Source organism: Paenibacillus sp. TC-CSREp1 (assembly GCF_050171015.1).
Lineage (GTDB): Bacteria > Bacillota > Bacilli > Paenibacillales > Paenibacillaceae > Paenibacillus > Paenibacillus silvae.
The window spans coordinates 18254-39467 of the sequence record NZ_JBNOKM010000016.1 but is presented as its reverse complement, the minus strand read 5'-3'; the positions used below and the strand labels follow the sequence as shown (position 1 = coordinate 39467).

Below are 21214 nucleotides of genomic sequence, written 5' to 3'. Positions count from 1 at the left end.
GACGTCTGATTTTAAGAAGTGAATTTGGGCAGCCAGTCACCGTGTGCTTCAATCAAATCGTCGCACATGGCTACGATGTCATCCATGGAGAGCTCGGCAGCTGTATGCGGGTCAAGCATGGCGGCATGGTAGATATGTTCTTTTTTCCCCGTCATCGCGGCTTCGATTGTAAGCAGTTGTGTGTTAATGTTGGTGCGGTTCAGCGCTGCCAGCTGAGGCGGCAAATCTCCGATGTATGTCGGGCTGATACCGGAACCATCGACCAGACAAGGCACCTCGACACATGCTTCACGCGGCAGATTGGTGATGAGTCCGTTGTTCATGACGTTGCCGCCGATTTTGTACGGACGATCCGTCTCCATTGCTTCCATAATATGCGAGGCATATTCACGGCTGCGCGTATGCTGAATATTTTCACTCGCAAACAGCTTCTCCCGCATTTCCTTCCATTCTGCAATCTGGTTTACGCAGCGCCGTGGATATTCATCCAGCGGAATGTTGAAACGTTCGATCAGCTCCGGGTAGTTGCGTTTGATAAAATACGGATGATACTCCGCGTTATGCTCGGAGGATTCTGTGACATAGTAACCAAAGCGGTGCATCAGCTCATATCGTACCATGTCGTCATGGGTTTCCTGCTGCTTCTGTCTCGCAAGGCGTTTGATTTCAGGGTACAGATCGACGCCATCCCGTGTCACCTCCAGCAGCCATGCCATGTGGTTAATGCCTGCGATTTTGGCAACGACACCTGTCTGGTCCATTCCGAGCGCATCGAACAAGTGGGGTACGCAGACCTGTACGCTATGACACAATCCTACCGTTTTGATGCCCCCATGTACATTCATGACGTTGGTGAGTACAGCCATCGGGTTGGTATAATTCAGGAACCAGGCATCCGGGCATACCTCCTGCATGTCACGTGCAAAGTCGAGCATTACCGGGATGGTACGCAGGTTGCGGAAAATGCCTCCAATGCCGAGGGTATCGGCAATCGTTTGACGCAGGCCGTACTTCTTCGGTATTTCAAAATCCGTGATGGTGCACGGATCATATCCGCCGACCTGAATGGCATTGATTACATATTTGGCTCCGCGCAGCGCTTCCTTGCGGTCATGATATGTTTTGACGGAACAGCGACTGCCCAGGGATTGAGCCAGGCTTTTTAACAAGCGCTCCGAGTCACTTAGTCGCTCAGCATCAATATCAAACAGGGCGAGTTCAAAATCCTGCAGAGCCTCCGTCATCATGACATCACCCAATACATTTTTTACAAAAACGGTGCTGCCCGCACCAAGAAACGTAATTTTGTTCATCTCAAGTTTATCCTCCCTGAAAAAATGTTGTACCCCAACTATAGGCCGAACAGGCCCATATCACTATGGCTCAACCCCTCTCAAACATGGCATAATCCCATTTGTGTTTCCGTTTTCAGTCCATATTTGCGTTCTACAGCTGTTATAATTTAAGGTGAAGTAAGTGAGAGAGGAATCATCGAGAGGAGGAGGAGCATGAGCCGGAAAATAGAGATGAACGTGGTTTCTGCGGGCTGGACGCAGATGGAGCTGGTTTTGTTATTTTACGGATGGGAAGCGTGTGATCCTGCTCATTACTGGGGGCCGGGTGTTCGGGATTCCTATATCGTGCACTACATCCATGAAGGCTTCGGCACAGTGTATATGGGGGATCAGAAATATCGTCTGACTCAGGGGGACGGATTTATCATATTGCCTGAAACGGTCATCCATTATGAGGCTGATGCGCACGAGCCCTGGACCTATTCATGGTTTGGCTTCAAAGGGGTGCAGGCCAAGGCGTTTATGCAGCGTGCGCAGCTAAGCGCCGAGCATCCGGTGTTCAAGGCACGTGATGCTGAAACGATGGCGCATTTATACGACGAGATGGTTCAGGCTGAAGCGAGCCCCCTTCCGGGAGGGGATGTGCTTCATCAGAGCTTGTTATATCGACTGATGGCGGCTTTGATATCTTCCGCCCCTGCCAGTGCTGAGGATCGCCAGCCGCTTTCGACCAAAGAAACTTATATTCGTCAGGCTGTGCAGTTTATGGAGAACCGCTACAGCCAGCGCACCTCTATTCTGGATATTGCTCAGGCTGTCGGACTGGACCGTACATATTTATCTGGGCTCTTCAAAGAACGATACGGCAAGTCACTTCAGGCCTTTTTCCTTGAGTATCGTATGAACCGTGCGGCGGAGCTGCTTCGCAACCCTGCTCTTTCTGTGAGTGAAGTAGCCCATTCTGTTGGTTACACGGACCCGCTTTTATTTTCCAAAATGTTCAAGCGTGTGACAGGTGTATCCCCAAAGGGCTCACGAGGGTCGTGAATTCGTAATTAGCGGTATCCAGGATTTTAATTTTGAAATAAAAGTTTTGAACATTAATCGGCATGCCGCTATACTGATACAGAAGTGCAATCCTTTTTGTGTAATTCTTGAATTGGTACTACGATTTAATTGAATATGTGGAGCTTGGTGCTCTGCCCCGCCGGGGCAGAAGCTTAAAAGGGAAGTCCGGTGTGATGCCGGCGCGGTCCCGCCACTGTAACAGAGGAGTCTAGCAGCATATCCACTGGTCTGGAACAGACCGGGAAGGAGCTGTTATGGCAATGACGCTGAAGCCAGGAGACCTGCCAGGTTTGACAAACACAGCAGTACCCTACGGGAGATAGGAAGGTGTTTAAAGAGCATGATTTTTTCTGAAAATCTGTTTATTTAAGGCGTCCTTATCCAGTACAACGGAGAGGGACGCCTTTTTGGAATGCACAGAAAATGGCGGTATATGTATGCATTACATCGGGAAGGACGTTTTGTTCATTGGGCAGGTACATCATTAAACGATTATTACAGCTGGTCGCCGTTCTGTTTGGCATTACATTTCTGACGTTCCTATTAACGTATCTGTCTCCGGGAGACCCTGCAAGGTTAATGCTGATGTCCACAGGAGTTACGCCTTCGGATGAGCTCGTCAGACAGGTGAGATCTGAACTGGGGCTGGATCAGCCATTTCTGGTGAGATACGGAACGTGGCTTGCACAGGTGGTTACCGGAGACTTTGGTACCTCATATAAATATGGACGCCCGGTTCTGGACGTTTTGATGGCAAGACTGCCTGCTACGCTGTGGTTAACAGGAAGTGCGATGCTGCTCGTTATTCTGATCTCTTTTCCGTTAGGGATACTTGCGGCTGTGCATCGGAACAGGCTGTTGGATGCTGTGATTCGGCTGTTTTCGTTTGCCGGTCTGTCGATGCCCGGCTTCTGGCTGGGCATGCTGCTGATGCTGGTGTTTGGTGTGCAGCTGAAGCTGCTGCCTGTCATGGGCAGCTCGGGCTGGACAAGCCTTATTCTGCCTGCAGTCACACTGGCTATTCCGTTGATTGCCCAGTACAGCAGGCAGATTCGCGTAGTTCTGCTGGAGGAGACCAGCCAGAATTACGTGGTGGGAGCAAGAGCAAGAGGGGTAAAGGAGTCGATCATTATGTGGCGACATATACTGCCCAATGCCATGCTGCCGATTGTAACCCTTCTGGGCATGACAACCGGAGCATTGCTTGGCGGGGCAGCGATTGTGGAGAGCTTGTTCGTATGGCCGGGCGTAGGCCAGATGGCCGTGGATGCAATTTTTACACGGGATTATCCGTTGATACAGGGATATGTCATGTGGATGGCGATCATCTATGTCACATTGAACCTGCTTGTTGATCTGTGGACACATCTGCGTGATCCGCGCATTCAACTGGATGTGGATGTCTAGATGCGCAGCATTCGATGGATGCTGACGGAGCGTCGCACATTTATGTTTCTGCTGTCTCTGACCGCAGGCTGGATCATTCTGGCTATCGTGGGTCCGCTATTTGCGCCGCATGATCCACTCGCTGCGAATTTTACCCAGGTGCTGCAGCCGTCCAGCCTGGAATATCCGCTTGGTACAGACCAGCTCGGGCGCTGTGTTCTGTCCCGTCTGCTGTACGGGGCAAGGACGTCGCTGCTGCTTACGTTCATGATGATCGGCATTGTATTCACTCTCGGTGTTGTGATCGGTGCAATTGCCGGTTTTGCAAGAGGGGTGACGGATACAATCATGATGCGGTTGTGTGATACGTTGATGGCGTTTCCGGGATTGATTTTTGCCATTGCTGTGGTCGGTATGTTGGGTCCGGGTCTGTTTAACACCGTCGCTGCGCTTTCCGTTGTCTGGTGGGCAAAGTATGCGCGGATGGCTCGAAGTCTGGTCATTTCTCTTCAGCAAAAAGAATTCGTCACCACCGCTGCCTTCAGCGGCGCACGCAAAATTCAGATCATCGGCAGAACGATTCTGCCCAATATGCTGTCGCCCTTAATTGTAATGGCCATGATGGATGTGGGGGGCATGATGCTCTCCATCTCGGGCTTGTCTTTTCTTGGACTTGGCGCACAGCCTCCAGACCCTGAGTGGGGAGCGATGCTGAATGAAGGCAGACGATATTTGCAGACAGCACCGTGGCTGTTAATTTATCCGGGGCTGGCGATATTCAGTACCGTGATCATTTTTAATTTGCTGGGAGACAGTTTGCGAGATGTGCTTGATCCCAAGAAAAATACAGTGTAACAGGGGGAAGTAAAGGCATGAGCAAGGTTCAAAGAATAGGGTTGTTTGCTCTCATATCCATGCTGGTTGTTCTGGTGCTGGCTGCTTGCGGTACCAATCCAAATTCATCGGCTTCATCATCATCGAATGCAGCAGAGAATGCGGGAGAATCATCAAGTGCAGATGCGGGCGGCACAGGTACTGCAGGCAAGAAATCACATCTGAATGTGGCATTGTTCTGGCTGGGCAGCAGCCTTGATCCTGCCGAGGAGTGGAACGGGTGGACGCTGGCACGGGCTGCGATCGGGGAGACGCTGATCCAGTTCGATGAACATATGAAGATGATTCCCAAGCTGGCGGACAAGTGGGAGCGAGTCGACGACACAACGTGGCATTTCCACATTCGTGACGGGGTTACATTTCATAATGGCAATCCGGTAACGGCTGACGCGGTCAAAGAATCGATTGAACGCTCCATCTCGCTGAATGAGCGAGGTCAATCTACACTGCCTATTGCTTCCATGACGGCTAACGGGCAGGACCTTACGATTAAAACGACAGAGCCGGATGCCTCTCTTCTGGGCAACATTGCCGAGCCGCTGTTCATTATTGTAGATACCAGCGCAGATACGTCGAAGTTCAAGAGTGAGCCGATTGCTACCGGGCCGTTCATGGTTACCGGATACATACCGGACCAGGAGATCAAGGTCAAAAAGTATGAAGGATACTGGGGCGGAGCGGCAGACCTGGACACGATGACCTTGAAGTATATCAAGGATGACAGCACACGTGCGCTTGCGTTGCAATCAGGGGAGATTGATGTAGCAAGTAATATAGGACGCAGCAGTATGTCTCTTTTTCAGGACAAAACACAATATACAATCGATGAAATTCCTAGCCTGCGTACACAGTTCGTATGGTTTAATACGACTCATCCGTTGCTGAGTGATGTGAAGGTTCGCCGTGCCATCTCTTACGGGATTGATCGGGAGATGTATGCAAGTACGCTGGTTGGCGGACAGGCAGCCAAAGGGCCATTTACATCTGCCTTGCCTTTCGGGTACGACAAGATAAACGGATATAATTACGAGCCTGCAAAAGCAAAACAGCTGCTGGATGAGGCAGGTTACAAGGATACAGACGGGGATGGTATTCGGGAGAAGGAGGGGAAAAAGCTGTCTCTGCAGCTCATTCTTAACTCGGCATATGAGTCAGATTCCATTGTGGCAACGGCAATGCAGTCTCAGCTTAAAGAGATTGGCGTCGGACTGGAGCTGACTTCATATGAAGATCTTACGGATCATCAGAAGAGTGGAAATTATGATCTCGCCCTGACGAGCATCAATACGGGGATTACGGGTGACCCGCAGTATATTCTTGACTTTTATTTCAAGACCGGGGCAGAGTGGAATGTTGGCGGATACAGCAATCCGAAGCTGGATGACATCATTCAGCGTCTTCATTCGGAGTTTGATGTAGAGAAACGGTACGCCCTTGCCGCAGAAGCACAGCAGATTATTCTGGACGATGCCGCATATATGTTTGTGACCTATACACCGATTAATATTGTCAGCAAAAGTAATGTGAAGGGTGCAACGATGTACCCGATTGACTTCTATCTGCTGGATCGCAATATCAAGGTTGAGCAGTGAGCACGTCGGGACAAGTGGCAGGGACACCGTTGCTTGAGGTAACGAATTTGTCTGTCAGTTATAAGGAGGGCACTGCTTCCTTGCACAATGTGTCCTTTTCCATGAACCCGGGGGAGATCATTGGCATCGTAGGTGAGAGTGGCAGCGGGAAGTCCACCTTACTTAGGGCAGTGCTGGGACTGCTGCCAGCAGGCGGGAGATATACGAGCGGAGAGATTGTTTTTCGGGAGCAGATGCTGTTCAGTAACAATAATCGGAAGCAGGATTGGAAGAGGGTACGCGGCAAACGAATAGCGATGGTGTTCCAGGACAGCGGGGCGTACCTTAATCCGATTCGCCGTATCGGGAGCCAGTATGTGGAAGCGATTCGTGCCCATCTTCCGATATCCCGCAAAGATGCTCAGGAGCTGGCTGTTCGGACATTGGCGAGTATGGGGCTGAATGATCCCGAATGGGTGATGCGTTCCTATGCTTCCCAGCTTAGTGGCGGGATGAAGCAGCGCACTGCAATCGCAATGGCGGCTTCGCTGGAGCCTGAGCTGCTGCTGGCAGATGAGCCCACCAGCGCACTGGACGTTACGATTCAGAACGAAGTGCTGAGCGAATTGAGCAGGCTCTGTGCTGAACAGGGAACAGGTCTGATCATGGTGACACACAATATGGCTGTTGCGGCTCATATGGCTGACCGCATCGGTATGATGCTGAATGGCAGACTGGTGGAGCTAGGGGATACGATGGACGTCATATCTTCTCCCTCGCATGAATACACGCGTAGGCTGCTGGATGCTGTACCTGAGTTGGAGGAGGATATGCATGACGGATAACCGAGGGCCTATTTTGAAGTTAAATCAGGTATGCAAAACCTATGACTTGAAAGGGCAGCAGTCCGTTCAGGCTCTGCAAAACATAAATCTGGCGTTATATCCGGGGGAATGTCTGGGGATTGTCGGACAGAGCGGAAGCGGCAAAAGCTCTCTCGCGAAATGTGTAACTCAACTGGAACAGGTGACTTCAGGGGAGATCTGGTATCGTCAGCAAGAGATCACTCGTCTGAAGGGTGAGAAGCTGCGACAGATGCGCAAACAGATTCAGATGGTGTTTCAGGAGCCTGCGGCAATATTTAACCCACGTATGAAGGTAGGCAGGTTTATCTGCGAGCCGCTGTTGAATTATAAAATGATGAAGCGGGAGCAGGCCGTTCAGGAGATGCGGGTTCTGCTTGAGCGGGTCGGTTTGTCTGCTGCGGATGCGGATAAATATCCGCATGAGCTAAGCGGTGGGCAGCAGCAGCGAGCGGTCATTGCTCGTGCGATCGGTTTGCGTCCGGATGTCATTCTGTATGATGAGGCTACCTCGGCACTTGACGTTTCCATTCAGCAGCAGATTCTCGATTTGTTGATTGAGCTGCGAAGGGAGACAGGAGGTTCCTCCATTTTCATCTCACATGATCTTGCGGTGGTGCAGCAGGTAAGCGACCGCATTGCTGTAATGCATGGAGGGAAAGTGGTGGAGATTGTGGACAGCTCCAAGCTGACCAGTTCGGCGAATCATGGATATACCCGAAGACTAATGTCCTCCGCATTGTCCCTGCGAGCATTGAGAGACAGCATGCAGATGCAGGAGCGTATAGAGGTTCTGGTAGGTAGTAGATAGAATAAGCCAATGATATAAAAGGTACAAGATAGCAGGGTTATCTGAAGTGAGTTCATGAGCTGCATGAACTTGTTCTGGATAACCCTGTTGATGTGTCAGGCGTATATATTCCGATCTAAACCTGAATGGACATCTTATATCTATACATGGCTATATCCCATCTAAAGTGATCCTGTAGTACGATGCCTGCTTAATGTGGCACCTGAGACTGGAAGTCGCTGCGGCTGGACTGACTTGCATCATAGAAGAGGATATCCCCATCACTGAGCGGCCACCTGCCACTGTTGTTGTTGGCAGGTGAGCGATCAAAGCCTTCTAATTGCCACTGGTTCATGAGTGGGGCATGGATATACTGTAAATGCGGTGCCGCTGTATTACCGTTGCGTAGACTTTCGATATTAAAATTAACGATGATGTACCCGTTTTTCAAAAATAGTTTCGACTTTTCATCTAACGTATTCTCTCTGGCCAGAGTTTCCAGATTAGTACCCTTGGGCACAGCGTACACATCAGCTGGCAGACTGTACTCTCCATACCACCGCTGAATCGCGGCGTTTGCCCGATCTGCATTGACACTTGCGGGCAGGTTTGTCTTGGGGCCAATGAGGGTACGAATTGGAGCCGTCAGAATCATCCAGTCGTAACGTCCTGTCCATGTTTTCTGATGCGAAGTCTGGGTGACCACCTGTATCATATGCTCCGCTAACGATTTTCGGCTTCGTTCGTCTGCGGAGAGCTCATAAGTATATTCGTAACGTGCTGCATCACTTAACTCTGTGCCAGGCACATTGCGAAGTCGTGAATTCAGAACAACAAAACGTTTCTCCATATCCTGCGCAGAACCAATCCGGATCAAACGCTCCTGTCCCCGATGATAATAGAGATCCACGTCCTGACGGGAAGCCCCGTCCTTGCTTATAAAGGAAAACGTAGGTGTGATCCGAATGCCGTCCTGTTTGCCAAACATGTTGCCTTTTGTTTTGAGGTCAAACTTAAAGTGATAACCTGTTTTTACGGATGCATTCGCAAAACCCTGCACCGGATGGCTTCCGGGGCGGATGGGCAGCACAAATGGTGCGAAATTGCTTCTGGGGTCCCCATCGATGTTACGGAATCCTGTCCAATAGCTATTACCCGTATGCTCTGGGCTGCCAGGGGCTTGGCGAAATACATTCTCCCAGCTGTAGTCCGAGATGTCGGTGACATGAAAATCATACAATCTTCCAATCACATCTACAGGTATTCTGTCACTTGCCGTATGGTGTGCCAGATTGGTGTTGGCGTCGGGCTGCTCTGTAAAGTCGACTGGTGCATTCTCCGCTATATTGCGAAGCTCAATCGTATAGTTCCCTTCATCCACCCATACTGGAAGATAAAAACGGGTGTCCAACTGCTGTACGGGGATGTCTATCCATGTATGAGATGGGATGAAGCGTGCTCGATCGGCAGTGTATACATCAAACGGGAAGCGGACCTGCTTTATTCTGAAATATTTGGCATAGTCCTTGTTTCCGTAGCCAGGATAACCGGAGGCATCCAGATGCTGACCCGATGTAGGGGTGCGTACAATAAACTCACGCTCCAGAATAAGTGCAGCTCGGGTAGGGTCAGGTACCGTTCTCTGATTATGCGGTTGATCGTCTGACACCCAAGCGTAGTTGACGACAGGAGTGTGAACAGTAACCGTGTTGATGCCGTTGATCGGCAGCACTTTGTCGGCTCCGCCGTTCACGTTGCCAGGCAGCAGTTCATAGTAGATCTGGCCCGAGCTTTCCGTGTTCGCCTTGTTAGGCAGGGAACTGCTAATTCGAAGATTCGGTGTGTACAAGACGTCCCGCCCAATCGTTGCAGGTGGCGGGATATGAGATGGTGTCGGGCCGTCTTTGGTTGTTTCCGCATCATTCATAATGGTTGCATGGTTAAACTTTACCAAGTCATTTTTCACAGTATTCTGCGGTGTGTTGGTTTCCGCCATTCCCTTCAGTAAGTCTGTATGATCCGGTACATCCGGGGGTGAATTCAGACTGCCTGTTAGCTTGGTAGGCGTGTATGATATGGTGGTGGTTTGTCCTGGCTTTACATGATTTGCAACGGAGGAATCGTTTCTGGATTCCAGCGCAGGTGCAATATAACCGGATGGATTCATCGTAATGGTCTCACCCGGCAAAGCATAGTTCTTCATCGTAGCTTTGGCGATTTTATACACTTCAAGATTGCTGATGCTCCAGTAGGAGTAGTCTCTTGTAATCTGGAAGCTGTATGGCTTCTTCACCGTATCGTTTCTGGGTTCAGGGGTGCCATCCGTACAGCCTTGGCCTTGTTTATCGCATAACTTTGGTCCAGGCACAGTCCATTCTCTAGCATAGGAGATTGTAACGCTGCAGTCATAGGTAACTTTGCCGCTCATTTTCGTCCAAGCTTGTTTGAACAGATACTGATCGGCGAAGGCATTGGTGTAAAGAGATTCGGACGTTGGAATGCCTTTTAATACATTGAATGTCTCATTATCTCTGTTATCTGACTTTATAACACCTGAAGCGTTAGGTTCAAGGTCACTCATGTTCATCGTTACACCTGGAGTTGGTGCCCCAATACTCGGGGTGCAGCCTCCACTTCCACCGCTACCGCCACCCTCGTTATCTTCGTCCTCTCCGCCACCGGTTTCCTGTGCAACACCAATGGCTGTTCTGGTCGTTAATTCGAATCCATCCTTCTTCCACAAAACCGTGATAAATGTCGTTCCTTTGCTAACTGCCTGGACCAGTCCCGAGCTGCTCACGGTCGCCACTGCGGGATTGGAGGACTCCCATGTGGTCGTTCCTCCACTGCCAGTGTTCACATTGGTTTCAGCACCAAAACTGCCATCCCCGGTCTTGGTTTTGACGGTAGCCTGCAGCTGTTTTGTCTGGTTTAAGCTGATTTGTCCCCCGGGCGTGAGGTTGATTTCTTTGGTTATTTCGGCGTTAGCTCGCCAATAAATATCGGTATTAAAAATATAGTCAGCAGAGTATTTTGGAGGATTATAGGGTCTGTACTCAATGGGTTCAATTACTCCACCAATTTGTGTTGTAAATTTAACTTCTTTACCGGTGAAAGACTCTACACTTACTAGAATAGGTCTACCAGGACGATAATGGGCGGTATCATTCATGTAGATGGGTTTTATAGAAGAAGAAGTGAGATTGCTCCTAGGATGTGTATTTCCTAAGTTATCTTTATAGTCTGCAGGCTGATAACTAGGCTCTTCCAAAGACAGTCTGACACATACTAACGATGATACAGGCTTGTTAGTTGACTGAATATTAGATAACTCTTGACCGTTACATTCGCCTTCAACTTTCCACTTTAGATTATCCTGTTGGTATATATAAACTCCGATATTAGTCGTTCCTTTACCCTCTACAGGAGTTATCCTCTTCTGTGATTTAGCTGGTGTTGGGGGCTCAAAATGTGCCCCCTCCAAGACAGGTTTTGTTCCTGGTCCGCCTCCTGCAAAAGCATTGTGAATCGGAAATAGTAAAATGCTAGCCGTTGTTAAACATAAGACAGACTTTTTAAAAAGTAAGCCTATATTCAAAAATGATCATCCTTTAGTGAGTTATTTTGGTGCTACATAAAAATCGGTGCCATCTCTTAGCGTAAGATGGACTTCTGGATTAAGAGTCTTATCAAAGTGTAATAAACCTTCTCCCCAGTAAACGGGATTCTTTAGAACAAAAAAGCCTTTGGAGCTAAGTAAATTATTGATGTGAGGTCCTGCATAATTTTTAAATGCTTTGCTGCTAGGCGATGTCAATGGGTTTATTGTTGGAGAACTAAAGAGACTGCCCGCCTGCAAGCGATTCATAGAGTTAATGATGTTCAAATCATATTCTGTGAAAGAGTAGTAGGCTCCTCGAAGTAACCTATCTGTTTCATCAACAAATGCTGGATAATAAATGCTTCTCTCACTCTCTTTAACATAAGGATTGATAATGATCCAATTCTTTATCTTAGCCTTAGCATAATTAGTTACAGTAACCAGCTCTCGATTCCGAATTTTTGAGAAATCGCCAGTTATCTTGCTGTAATCATAAGATTCTGAGAATTTTTCAGGTCCTGGTTTCTGATACCTAGGTGCGATTACACTCAGATTAGTGCCCGTCAAACCTACCTGCCGCAGTTCATTCAAACCTTGAATATCTGATGGCTTCGTTTGGGCAGTGGAGGTATACCGGGCGATCAATACAGCAACCTCGGCACGGGTTGTGGTACGGTCTACACCAAAGGTTTTATCATTAGCAACGCTCATGAGTCCTGTTCCGAGAGCGACAGCAACAGCATTTTTGTGTGAATCTGCCATCTTGCCTGTAAAATATTCCTTCGCAGGAATTACCGTGTTGGTGACATCGGAGAGAGCCTGTCCGTAGTCTGAATTCACCGCACTCAATCCTTGTGTCAGCCAGACAGCCATTTCACCTCGACTCAATGGAGCCTGAGCATCCAGTTTACCCTTGTAGCTGGAAGGATGAATAAAACCTTTTGCTATAGCCGTAGAAACGCTACTCTTGGCCCACTCGGGCACATCCGTGAAATTATTCGGTTCAGGCGTCGGCAGCTCCGGCTGATCAGTCAATCGTGCTAAAATACTGGCCATCTCTGCTTTGGTCACTGGAGCTCCTGGTTTGAACGTGCCGTCTGTATATCCCTTGAAATAACCCTGCTCTACTGCTGAATAAATCGCTGTAGCTGCCCAGTGGGAGGCGGGTACATCCTTGAAGTTGCTTGCATCTTGTGCGGCTTTTGCAGAACTGTAGCCCACTGTGCCTGCAATTCCTGCAATGCCTCCTGTCAATAGTGCAAAGGTGGTTAAACTGGAAATGATCTTTCTTCTCATGAATCTTACCCCTCTCGATAAATGATGCTGACGCTGTTATGTACTGTTTAGGTTTATACACACTAAATTTGTAATAATAATTAACATTCTACCATGTATTTCTAATCTGCTGGCACTAATTATCACCGAAACGCCCCCTTGTCAGGATAAATAGATGAATGCTGAGGACCCTGTATATCTTCAAAAAACAACAAAAAAGGCCATGAATCCGCAGATTCACAGCCTTATGCTTTAAGGTCCAAAACAAAATTTATGTAGTTGATGCATCAATACATAAATCATACTCGATTTCCAAACATTTGAAAAGACTTTTTACGCTAATTCAAAAATATAGTCAGGCAATGGGTGTTCCATTGGGCAACGGATGATCCGGTGAAAGCAGGACTACGTCTCCTTCGCCAGGCACACCACCCAGTACAAGCACCTCGGAGACGAAGCCCGCAATCCGTCGCGGTGGAAAATTAACGACAGCAACGACCTGTTTGCCAATCATCATGTCCGGCGAGTAGCGGTGGGTAATTTGAGCACTGGAATTTTTAAGACCAAGCGGCCCAAAATCAATTTTCATTTTAATTGCAGGAACACGCGCCTTCGAGAACACTTCAGCTTCCACCACAGTACCTACTCGAATGTCATGCTGCATAAATTCTTCAAAAGTAGCCATAAGGTAAAACTCCTTTCAACCAACTATGCTATATAGTATAAATGAAGAATTCGTTAGAAAAAAACAAAAATCCAGATTACGCTGTATCGTAATCTGGATTTTCCTTGAATTGCAGTGATGAGATGCTCCCCCGAAATGTGATGCATTCGATCAGGATCTGTTCCAATTCTCTCCCGTGAGATACTTCTCGGTAAGAATAGACAGCATCTGAATACCAACTTCGTTATGCCCGCCTTCAGGGATAATGATATCGGCATATTTTTTGGACGGCTCAATAAACGCATCATGCATTGGTTTGACCGTTTCAAGATACTGCTTGTATACGGATTGGATTGTACGTCCACGCTCTTCCATGTCCCGCAGCACTCTGCGAAGAATCCGTACATCGGAGTCGGTATCCACAAAAACCTTGATATCAAGCAGTGTGCGGAGATGTTCATCAATAAGCACATGTAAACCTTCTACAATGACAATGTGGTTGGGCGCAAGTTCGATTGTTTCGCCTGCCGCACGGTTATCTATGGTGAAGTCATATACAGGAGCATAAGCGGCTTGCCCTTTTTTCAAAAGAGTAAGATGCTCAATCAGCAGGTCATTATCAAAGGCAAACGGGTGATCATAGTTCGTAAGCCGACGCTGCTCAGGTGTAAGGTCTGACTGGTCCTTGTAATAGTTGTCCTGGGATATGAAGGTCACTTTGCCTGATCCCAAACGTTCAATAACGGAGCGGGCTACCGTTGTTTTGCCGGAGCCAGTTCCTCCGGCGATACCAATAATGAGCATGGTTGTTCCATAAACCTCCCTAAAGTGGCAGTATGATCAATAGATGAAGAGCACTCAAAATGTTTACGTTTTGAGCTCAATCTGCATGTCTGTCTGCGAATACACAATTCCTTCATTGTATCACAGCTCGCAGACTTTTTCATCTAAAGCAGCAGACCATGTTTTGCCTTTCGGGACCAAACAAACATATACCATGCACATGCAGCTATTGCAGCTGGATTTTCATTTCCATTCCCTTAATAAACTGATCGTCTTGGATCTCTTCCGAGAAATCATCATTGATCTGAAAAGGCTTCACAACCAGGTATCTGACATCCTTGGAAGTTGTCGCATAGATGCTTTCCAATGTTAACTGGTTAGCTTCATACATGCCTTCCCCGCTAAGAGCAGTCAGTTGTCGACCCTGATCATCATAGACTGCAAATCGGATTTTGCGCAGCTGTTCTTCTTCTTTGGCAGTTAATACTTCTTTTCTATTAAAACCGATAGAGGCAGTTAAGCGAGTGGTGATCGGCGTAACCTCGGCTTTGGCAACTGTAGCTGTAAGCAGATCCTTTTTCACACTCATATTCGGTTGTACATTATAAGTGTCGGTTGTAGATTTGGTAAAAGGAACAGTTAGCTCAAACTCATGATCTATGCCTTGCAGTGTCAGTTTAACCTTGGCATCGAATTGATCCGGAGTTGCCCCCGTTTGATTGGACGGAATGACCTGCTCAAAGAGCAGGGTGTCGGGCTCGTTGGCCCCGGCTGAGCTATAGAAAAGGCCGCCATTTTGAGGAGAGCCGTTCATATCGAAAAACACATTCTCAACGCTGCTGCTCAGCTTCACAATATCCTTGCCATTGTCGTACATGCCCTGATTCAGATTAGGCGCAGTAACGTGAACGAGGAATGCTGCGCGTGTACCGTCATAGACCGTTTCAAGCACTTTGAACTTAACGTCCTGATATGCAAAGGAACGGTTCACTGGTGTAGCCAAGCCTTCATTACCTGCATTTCTCAGACCCATATCGGCTTCAATCGAGCTGAAGAGACTGCCTACCAGCGGGATGTTACGTAACGAGTCGGCCATCGCTGGAGAAACAAAGCCTGATGCGAACACCATTACGCCCAGCACACCTGCTGCAACTACAGCTCCAGCAGTACGGCGCAGTCCTTTATGAACATGTCTTGCATGCTGAGCCGGAATCCGCTCCACATTCATTGAATCCGGTGATTCAGGAAGAGATTTAAGTGTGGCATCAATGCGGTTACGTACGATTTCAGACATGGCAGGGTGCTCCTTGGCTTGTTCTTTTAATTTCTGATCTAGATTAAATGGGTTTGACATGTAATTTTACCTCCCGAAAGTTTTTGAATTTCTGGTAGAGTTCTTTTCTGGCGCGATTCAGCCTCATCTTCACAGCACTTTCGGACAGGCCCAGCGTGTCAGCAATCTGACGCAGACTCATATCTTCAAAGTAGTGCAATACAATCACAATTCGTTTGGCTTCCTCCAGCTGATCGACTGCCTCCCGCATATCCACCTCATCGTATGGGCTGGTTTGTGCCTGATGCCCTGTGGGCACTTCGGCATAAGAAGTAGAGAGGGAACGGCGGGACAACAAGGTGTTGCACTCGTTAATGAGAATACGGAACATCCATGTTTTGAAGTATCGGGGCTCCCGAAGGGTGTGCATGGATTTATAGGCTTTCAGGATCGTTTCCTGAATGGCATCGGCCGCATCCTCTTCTTTGCGCAGCATGGATATTGCAGTATTGTATAGGGAATGTTCGATGTCTCGGATGAGCCTGATAAAGGCATCGCGATCTCCCTGTATAGCCTGTTGGATGAGATCGGGTAATTCCATGGTCATAGCTCCTTTCAATAGGTTTATATCATGTCTGTGTGCAGTTCTTGGCCGGTTTTACATAGATTAGACTGCCGGGCAAGGCATAGGGTCACATTTATTTTTGGATGTAAACAAGTTCCCGTCTGTTAGACGCTAAGGGGCGGTATGTACCCTTCACAAGGGTCAGTACAAGAATAGAGGAAGACTGATCCGTTTTCCTGATATTAACGGATTGACTTTTCGAAGGATGTGCCTATAATAAAGGTATATTGCTAACACGGACTGTTACTGGGGAAACCAGGCATGACCGAATTCGATTGCTTTAGTGTAATCGCTTTCGGTCTTTTTTTATTTCTAGCGGGGGGTGAGAACATTGAAGGTTATCAAGAAAGTGAACAATAACGTGGCGATTGCCATTAATGAACATAACGAAGAGGTTTTTGTCGTAGGCAAAGGTGTGGGATTCCTCAAAACGCCATATGAGCTGACCGAGACGGACCTGGTGGAGAAAATTTTCGTAGCCCCAAAGAACATCCGAATGTATGATCTGCTGAACAGTATTCCGATTGAGGATATATATCTGGCAGAGGAAGTCATGAAGCTGGGCAGTGAAATTTTGAACAAAACCTTCAATCCTAACCTGCTTCTCACCTTGTCCGACCATATCAGCTTCGCCCTTTCTCGAACCAGAGAGGGTATCAGCATCAAAAATCCGCTGGAGTGGGAAGTGCGAACGCTCTATCCGAACGAAACACGAGTGGGTGAAGCTGCACTGAAGCTTATTCAGGAGAAAACGAATTTGGCACTGCCGTCAGCCGAGATCACCCTGCTTGCCTTGCATTTTGTCAATGCACAGGTAGGCTCCGGCGAGATGAGTGATACAACCAAGGTAACTACTGTGACGGGAGAGATCCTTTCCGTAATCAAATACGCACTCAAGATTGATTTTCAAGAGGATTCCATTCATTTCATGCGATTTGCAACTCATATAAGGTACTTCATCATGCGACAGATGAGCGGCAAGTCGTTGAAAGATGAGAATGAGTCACTGTATACGATGGTGAAGGAAAAGTTTCCGAAGGAGCTCGCCTGTGTGGAGAAGATTGCCGATTTCCTGAAAACAAACTATGGCTGGACATGTTCCGATGATGAAAAATTATATCTGATCCTGCATATCCAGCGATTAACCTCCAACGAACCGGCGGAATGATTCCTTTAATTCTATATAGGCTAAACTCCTTGATTTACACAAAAACTAAGAGGACAGAAAAGACCTGGAAAAGCGAAAGCAACTGAATACTCATTCATGGACTGTTACTGATTCGATCAGGCATGACCAAGCGTAGGGAATGACGATTCCCCGGCTTGGTCATTTTTCATATATATCTAATTATCCATCATGAAGCAGAGGAGAAGAGGGTTATGAATAACAAAGACTTGGCTAAAAACGTGCTTGAACTCGTTGGCGGCGAGCAAAATATATCTGGACTTACACACTGTGCTACCCGTTTACGTTTTGTTTTGAAGGACGACAGTAAGGCTGATCTGAAGACACTGAATCAGTTGGAGGGTGTGCTTAAAGCTCAGAATTCCGGCGGACAGGTTCAGATTATCATTGGAGCGAAAGTGGATGCCGTCTACAGTGAAGTCAAAAACTTAACATCAGATCGACTGGAAAATTCCGAAGAATCCGCAGCAAGCAGTGGATCGAACAAAAAGCGCAACCCGTTCAATGCGGTACTTGAAACAATTGCCGGTATCTTTACCCCGATCCTCCCGGCACTGGTAGGCTGCGGCATGATCAAATGCTTGGCAACGGTAATGGCAGCACTTGGATGGCTGGAAGGGTCTGGATTCATGGTCATCATCAATATGATCGGTGACCTGATCTTTTATTTCCTGCCGTTCTTCCTGGCAGTCAGTGCAGCACATAAGTTCAAAACGAATCCCTATCTTGCGGTAGCTCTTGCCGCTGGGCTGATGCACCCGACGATTCTGAATGCGGCAGCTAAAATTGCGGAGACAGGTGTTAGCACGGTTGATTTTCTAGGCATGCCGATTTTGTTAATGAAATACTCGTCTTCCGTCATTCCAATCATCCTGGCGGTCTGGATTATGAGTTACTTATATCCACTCGTCAATCGAGTAGTCCCTAAGTTTTTGCAAGTGTTGCTTACGCCAATGATCGTGCTGTTCATTATGGTTCCACTTGAACTCATCGTATTTGGCCCTGTGGGTTCACATATCGGTGACTGGCTGACGAATGGTATTAACTCGCTCTTCTCCACCGCAGGTGTGCTGGCAGGTGCAATTCTCGGTTTCTTTAAACCGATTATGGTTATGTTCGGTATGCACTATGCCATCATGCCGATTCAGATTCAACAAGTGGCTACACTGGGTGCGACTGTTCTGCTGCCTACGGCACTTGCCGCAAATCTGGCCCAAGCTGGCGCGGCCTTTGGTGTATTTGTCCTGACGAAGAACAAAACGATGAAATCTGCTGCGGGATCAAGTGGATTAACAGCCCTATTCGGCATTACCGAACCTGCGATTTATGGCGTAACATTGAAGTACAAACGCCCTTTCTTTGCAGCTTGTCTTGCAGGCGGTATCGTTGGCGGATTTTACAGTCTGGTTCATACCACGGCTAATGCAATCGCCCTTCCAGGTGTATTGGCATTAGGCACGTACACAGCAGATCGTTATATCTATGTCATCCTCGGATGTATTGCTTCAGTGGTATTAGCCTTTGTATTCACGCTGATTGCAGGCATTAAGGAAGATACAGATGGAACAAGTCTGGCAAAGCAAAAAAATGCTGGCTCAGCAGATAACAATCCAACGATGGCTGCGGGAAGCACAGTACAATCAGAAGCATCCCTTTTGACATCTTCCTCCACAGATATGCTCATCGTAAGTCCGATGACAGGGGAGATTAAACCGATCTCCGAAGTAGAGGATCAAGCCTTTGCACAGGAACTGATGGGAAAAGGCATTGCGATTGTGCCGACGGAAGGCAAGGTGTATGCCCCGTTTGACGGTGTTGTTGAAGCTCTTTACCGCACGAAACATGCTATTGGCCTGAAGGCAAATAACGGCGTAGAAATTCTGATTCATATCGGGGTAGACACCGTCAGCCTGAAAGGCAAATATTTTAACGCACACATCAAGCAGGGACAAACCATCCAAGCAGGAGAATTGCTGGTGGAGTTCGATCCAGAAGGCATTACTTCCGCAGGTTATAACACGATCACATCAATTGTTGTTACCAATATGCAGCAGTATGGAGATGTGCTGACAACAGCGAGCAGTGGCCCGATCCGGGAGAGCGAAGCATTGATCAAGCTCATTCCGTAAGTGAAGCTTGTCCGAACTGAATGAAATAAGAAAACTATACAAGTTGAACGGTTCTTTTACACATTAACGAAGAGGACAGAAAAAACCTGGAAAAGCGGAGCGGTCGCCTTTATCACCGGATTTTCCCCTTAGGATAAGGGAATCTAAAAAAATCTGGGGATAACAGCGATTGGAAGGTTATTCTGTCATCGGAGTGGACTGTGTAAAATCTTTAATTCAACTTATATAAAATAACAGGAGGAAACTAGAATGACCAATATAACCAATTCCAATTTTCCAAAAGATTTTCTATGGGGTGGTGCACTATCTGCTTGCCAGGCCGAGGGTGCGTACGATGTGGATGGCAAAACGCTGACCATTCCCGAGGTGATGAAGTTTAACGAGAAAAACGACCGTAAGGTGACCAAGCAGATTCGTGTAAATTGGGACATGATTGAGGAGGCTCGAAAAGACCCGAATGCGGGGAACTATCCGAAGCGGCGGGGGATTGATTTTTACCATCGTTTCCGTGAGGATATTGCCTTGTTTGCCGAGATGGGCTTCAAAGTGTTCCGTTATTCCATCGCTTGGGCCAGAGTATTTCCGGGTGGGGATGATGCCGCTCCAAACGAAAAAGCACTGCAATTCTATGATCAGGTTATTGATGAGTGTTTGAAGCACGGCATGGAGCCGCTGATTACGATCAGTCATTTTGATACCCCGATTGTGCTGATGGACAAGTTCGGCGGCTGGTACAACCGCAAGCTCGTCGATCTGTATGTGAAGTATTGCGAAGTTCTGTTTAATCGCTACAAAGGCAAAGTGAAATACTGGGTTACGTTCAACGAGATCAATATGAGTGTAAAAGCATCGGCAAAAACGCTCGGCATCATTGATTATGACGCGCCGAATTATGAGGAAATGCTCTTCCAGGGGCTGCATCACCAGTTTGTGGCTGCGTCCAGAGCAACCAGGCTGGCACATGAGATCGATCCGAATAACCAGATTGGCAGCATGGTGGCCTATTTCACAACGTATCCATATACGTGCAAGCCGGAGGATGCGCTTCAGATGCAGCAGGATGATCAGATGAAAAATCAGTTTTATCTGGATGTGCTCAACAAGGGGGAGTACCCATACTACAGCAAGACGTATTTTAAAAATAAAGGCATTCAGCTCCGTATCGAAGAGGGCGATCTGGAAGGGATTCGGGCACATACGGCTGACTTTGTAGGCATGTCGTATTACAATTCCATGATCTCCAGCAGTGATACCGAGCAGCTTGAACTGACAGCAGGCAACGTGCACAGCGTTTATAAAAACCCGCATCTGCCTGCAAACGAGTGGGGATGGCAGATCGACCCGATCGGCCTTCGTTATACGCTGAATCTGGTCTATGACCGGTATCAGAAGCCCGTATTTATTCTGGAGAACAGCTCGGGATTCTACGACACACTGAATGAGGATGGCACAGTGAATGATCCGTATCGCATTGATTTCCTGAGCAAGCATATTGAACAGATGGGACTTGCTATTGCTGATGGCGTAGAGGTGCTGGGTTATACGATGTGGGGGCCCATTGATATGATCAGTTCAGGCACGTCCGAGATGAGCAAACGCTACGGATTTATCTACGTGGATCAGGACGACTACGGCAAGGGTACGCTGAAAAGGTACCGCAAGGACTCGTTCTATTGGTATCAGAACGTGATCCGCACCAATGGGGCAGAGTTGTAGCTGATACCGAGCTGAAGGAGTTTATCTAAAATTTAAAATAAATAGATTTAAAGTCCTGGGCCTTCTGGTATAATCATGTCGAAAGATGTCAATCT

General features: G+C 47.7%; 16 protein-coding genes and 1 riboswitch. Of the genes, 9 read left to right on the top strand and 7 right to left on the bottom strand.

Annotated features, from left to right (window positions below):
* Positions 1-11: 11 nt before the first annotated feature.
* Positions 12-1313 (bottom strand): alpha-glucosidase/alpha-galactosidase, encoded by a 1302-nt coding sequence (locus tag ACQSGY_RS23040; protein WP_111270387.1) that lies wholly within the window; start codon positions 1311-1313, stop codon positions 12-14.
* Positions 1314-1508: 195 nt separating this feature from the next.
* Here ACQSGY_RS23040 and ACQSGY_RS23035 point away from each other — a divergent pair, with 195 nt between their 5' ends.
* From ACQSGY_RS23035 to ACQSGY_RS23010, 6 genes are all read left to right on the top strand, one after another.
* Entirely contained in the window at positions 1509-2342 is an 834-nt protein-coding gene (locus ACQSGY_RS23035; protein ID WP_427181014.1) for an AraC family transcriptional regulator, read from the top strand.
* Positions 2343-2470: 128 nt separating this feature from the next.
* Positions 2471-2666, top strand: a riboswitch (cobalamin riboswitch).
* Positions 2667-2831: 165 nt separating this feature from the next.
* Positions 2832-3770 carry a nickel ABC transporter permease gene (gene nikB / locus ACQSGY_RS23030; RefSeq protein ID WP_289376115.1) on the top strand — a complete coding sequence of 313 codons (939 nt, stop codon included), beginning with the start codon at positions 2832-2834 and terminating at the stop codon, positions 3768-3770.
* Positions 3771-4604 (top strand): nickel transporter permease, encoded by an 834-nt coding sequence (nikC, locus tag ACQSGY_RS23025; RefSeq protein WP_427181011.1) that lies wholly within the window; start codon positions 3771-3773, stop codon positions 4602-4604. It abuts the gene before it with no gap.
* Between the two features lie 17 nt (positions 4605-4621).
* Positions 4622-6235, top strand: a complete 1614-nt coding sequence (locus ACQSGY_RS23020) for an ABC transporter substrate-binding protein (RefSeq protein ID WP_427181010.1) — start codon at positions 4622-4624, stop codon at positions 6233-6235.
* Positions 6232-7059, top strand: a complete 828-nt coding sequence (locus ACQSGY_RS23015) for an ABC transporter ATP-binding protein (RefSeq protein ID WP_427181008.1) — start codon at positions 6232-6234, stop codon at positions 7057-7059. Before ACQSGY_RS23020 ends, ACQSGY_RS23015 begins: the two co-directional genes overlap by 4 nt.
* Entirely contained in the window at positions 7049-7888 is an 840-nt protein-coding gene (locus ACQSGY_RS23010) for an ABC transporter ATP-binding protein (protein WP_427181006.1), read from the top strand. Before ACQSGY_RS23015 ends, ACQSGY_RS23010 begins: the two co-directional genes overlap by 11 nt.
* 190 nt (positions 7889-8078) lie before the next feature.
* Here the strand turns inward: ACQSGY_RS23010 and ACQSGY_RS23005 are convergent, their stop codons facing one another.
* From ACQSGY_RS23005 to ACQSGY_RS22980, 6 genes are all read right to left on the bottom strand, one after another.
* Positions 8079-11039, bottom strand: coding sequence for a DUF5704 domain-containing protein (locus ACQSGY_RS23005; protein ID WP_427181004.1), 2961 nt, complete (start codon positions 11037-11039; stop codon positions 8079-8081).
* Between the two features lie 447 nt (positions 11040-11486).
* On the bottom strand, positions 11487-12764 hold the full coding sequence (locus tag ACQSGY_RS23000; protein ID WP_427181002.1) for an S-layer homology domain-containing protein: 1278 nt from the start codon (positions 12762-12764) through the stop codon (positions 11487-11489).
* A gap of 334 nt (positions 12765-13098) precedes the next feature.
* Positions 13099-13428, bottom strand: a complete 330-nt coding sequence (gene csaA / locus ACQSGY_RS22995) for a chaperone CsaA (RefSeq protein ID WP_427181000.1) — start codon at positions 13426-13428, stop codon at positions 13099-13101.
* A gap of 150 nt (positions 13429-13578) precedes the next feature.
* Positions 13579-14211, bottom strand: a complete 633-nt coding sequence (udk, locus tag ACQSGY_RS22990; protein WP_184187096.1) for a uridine kinase — start codon at positions 14209-14211, stop codon at positions 13579-13581.
* Between the two features lie 205 nt (positions 14212-14416).
* The gene (locus ACQSGY_RS22985; RefSeq protein ID WP_427180999.1) at positions 14417-15544 is read right to left on the bottom strand and encodes a DUF4179 domain-containing protein; all 1128 of its coding nucleotides are present in this window, start codon (positions 15542-15544) and stop codon (positions 14417-14419) included.
* A complete protein-coding gene (locus tag ACQSGY_RS22980) occupies positions 15528-16064 on the bottom strand; it encodes an RNA polymerase sigma factor (RefSeq protein WP_427180997.1) in 537 nt (178 codons plus the stop codon). The genes ACQSGY_RS22985 and ACQSGY_RS22980 overlap by 17 nt, the downstream gene beginning before the upstream one ends.
* Before the next feature lie 355 nt (positions 16065-16419).
* Between ACQSGY_RS22980 and ACQSGY_RS22975 the strand changes: the two genes are divergently transcribed.
* The 3 genes from ACQSGY_RS22975 (at position 16420) to ACQSGY_RS22965 (ending at position 21119) form a co-directional block, all read left to right on the top strand.
* On the top strand, positions 16420-17256 hold the full coding sequence (locus ACQSGY_RS22975) for a PRD domain-containing protein (protein WP_111270398.1): 837 nt from the start codon (positions 16420-16422) through the stop codon (positions 17254-17256).
* A gap of 212 nt (positions 17257-17468) precedes the next feature.
* A complete protein-coding gene (locus tag ACQSGY_RS22970; protein ID WP_427180995.1) occupies positions 17469-19403 on the top strand; it encodes a beta-glucoside-specific PTS transporter subunit IIABC in 1935 nt (644 codons plus the stop codon).
* 249 nt (positions 19404-19652) lie between these two features.
* Positions 19653-21119, top strand: coding sequence for a glycoside hydrolase family 1 protein (locus ACQSGY_RS22965; protein ID WP_111270400.1), 1467 nt, complete (start codon positions 19653-19655; stop codon positions 21117-21119).
* Positions 21120-21214 lie beyond the last annotated feature (95 nt).

Excerpts from the sequence above, each read along its gene's own strand:
- ACQSGY_RS23040 (WP_111270387.1), bottom strand. The coding sequence starts at position 1,313 with ATGAACAAAATTACGTTTCTTGGTGCGGGCAGCACCGTTTTTGTAAAA.
- ACQSGY_RS23035 (WP_427181014.1), top strand. The coding sequence starts at position 1,509 with ATGAGCCGGAAAATAGAGATGAACGTGGTTTCTGCGGGCTGGACGCAG.
- nikC (WP_427181011.1), top strand. The coding sequence starts at position 3,771 with ATGCGCAGCATTCGATGGATGCTGACGGAGCGTCGCACATTTATGTTT.
- ACQSGY_RS23020 (WP_427181010.1), top strand. The coding sequence starts at position 4,622 with ATGAGCAAGGTTCAAAGAATAGGGTTGTTTGCTCTCATATCCATGCTG.
- ACQSGY_RS23010 (WP_427181006.1), top strand. The coding sequence starts at position 7,049 with ATGACGGATAACCGAGGGCCTATTTTGAAGTTAAATCAGGTATGCAAA.
- ACQSGY_RS23005 (WP_427181004.1), bottom strand. The coding sequence starts at position 11,039 with ATGAATGATACCGCCCATTATCGTCCTGGTAGACCTATTCTAGTAAGT.
- ACQSGY_RS23000 (WP_427181002.1), bottom strand. The coding sequence starts at position 12,764 with ATGAGAAGAAAGATCATTTCCAGTTTAACCACCTTTGCACTATTGACA.
- csaA (WP_427181000.1), bottom strand. The coding sequence starts at position 13,428 with ATGGCTACTTTTGAAGAATTTATGCAGCATGACATTCGAGTAGGTACT.
- udk (WP_184187096.1), bottom strand. The coding sequence starts at position 14,211 with ATGCTCATTATTGGTATCGCCGGAGGAACTGGCTCCGGCAAAACAACG.
- ACQSGY_RS22985 (WP_427180999.1), bottom strand. The coding sequence starts at position 15,544 with ATGTCAAACCCATTTAATCTAGATCAGAAATTAAAAGAACAAGCCAAG.
- ACQSGY_RS22980 (WP_427180997.1), bottom strand. The coding sequence starts at position 16,064 with ATGGAATTACCCGATCTCATCCAACAGGCTATACAGGGAGATCGCGAT.
- ACQSGY_RS22970 (WP_427180995.1), top strand. The coding sequence starts at position 17,469 with ATGAATAACAAAGACTTGGCTAAAAACGTGCTTGAACTCGTTGGCGGC.
- ACQSGY_RS22965 (WP_111270400.1), top strand. The coding sequence starts at position 19,653 with ATGACCAATATAACCAATTCCAATTTTCCAAAAGATTTTCTATGGGGT.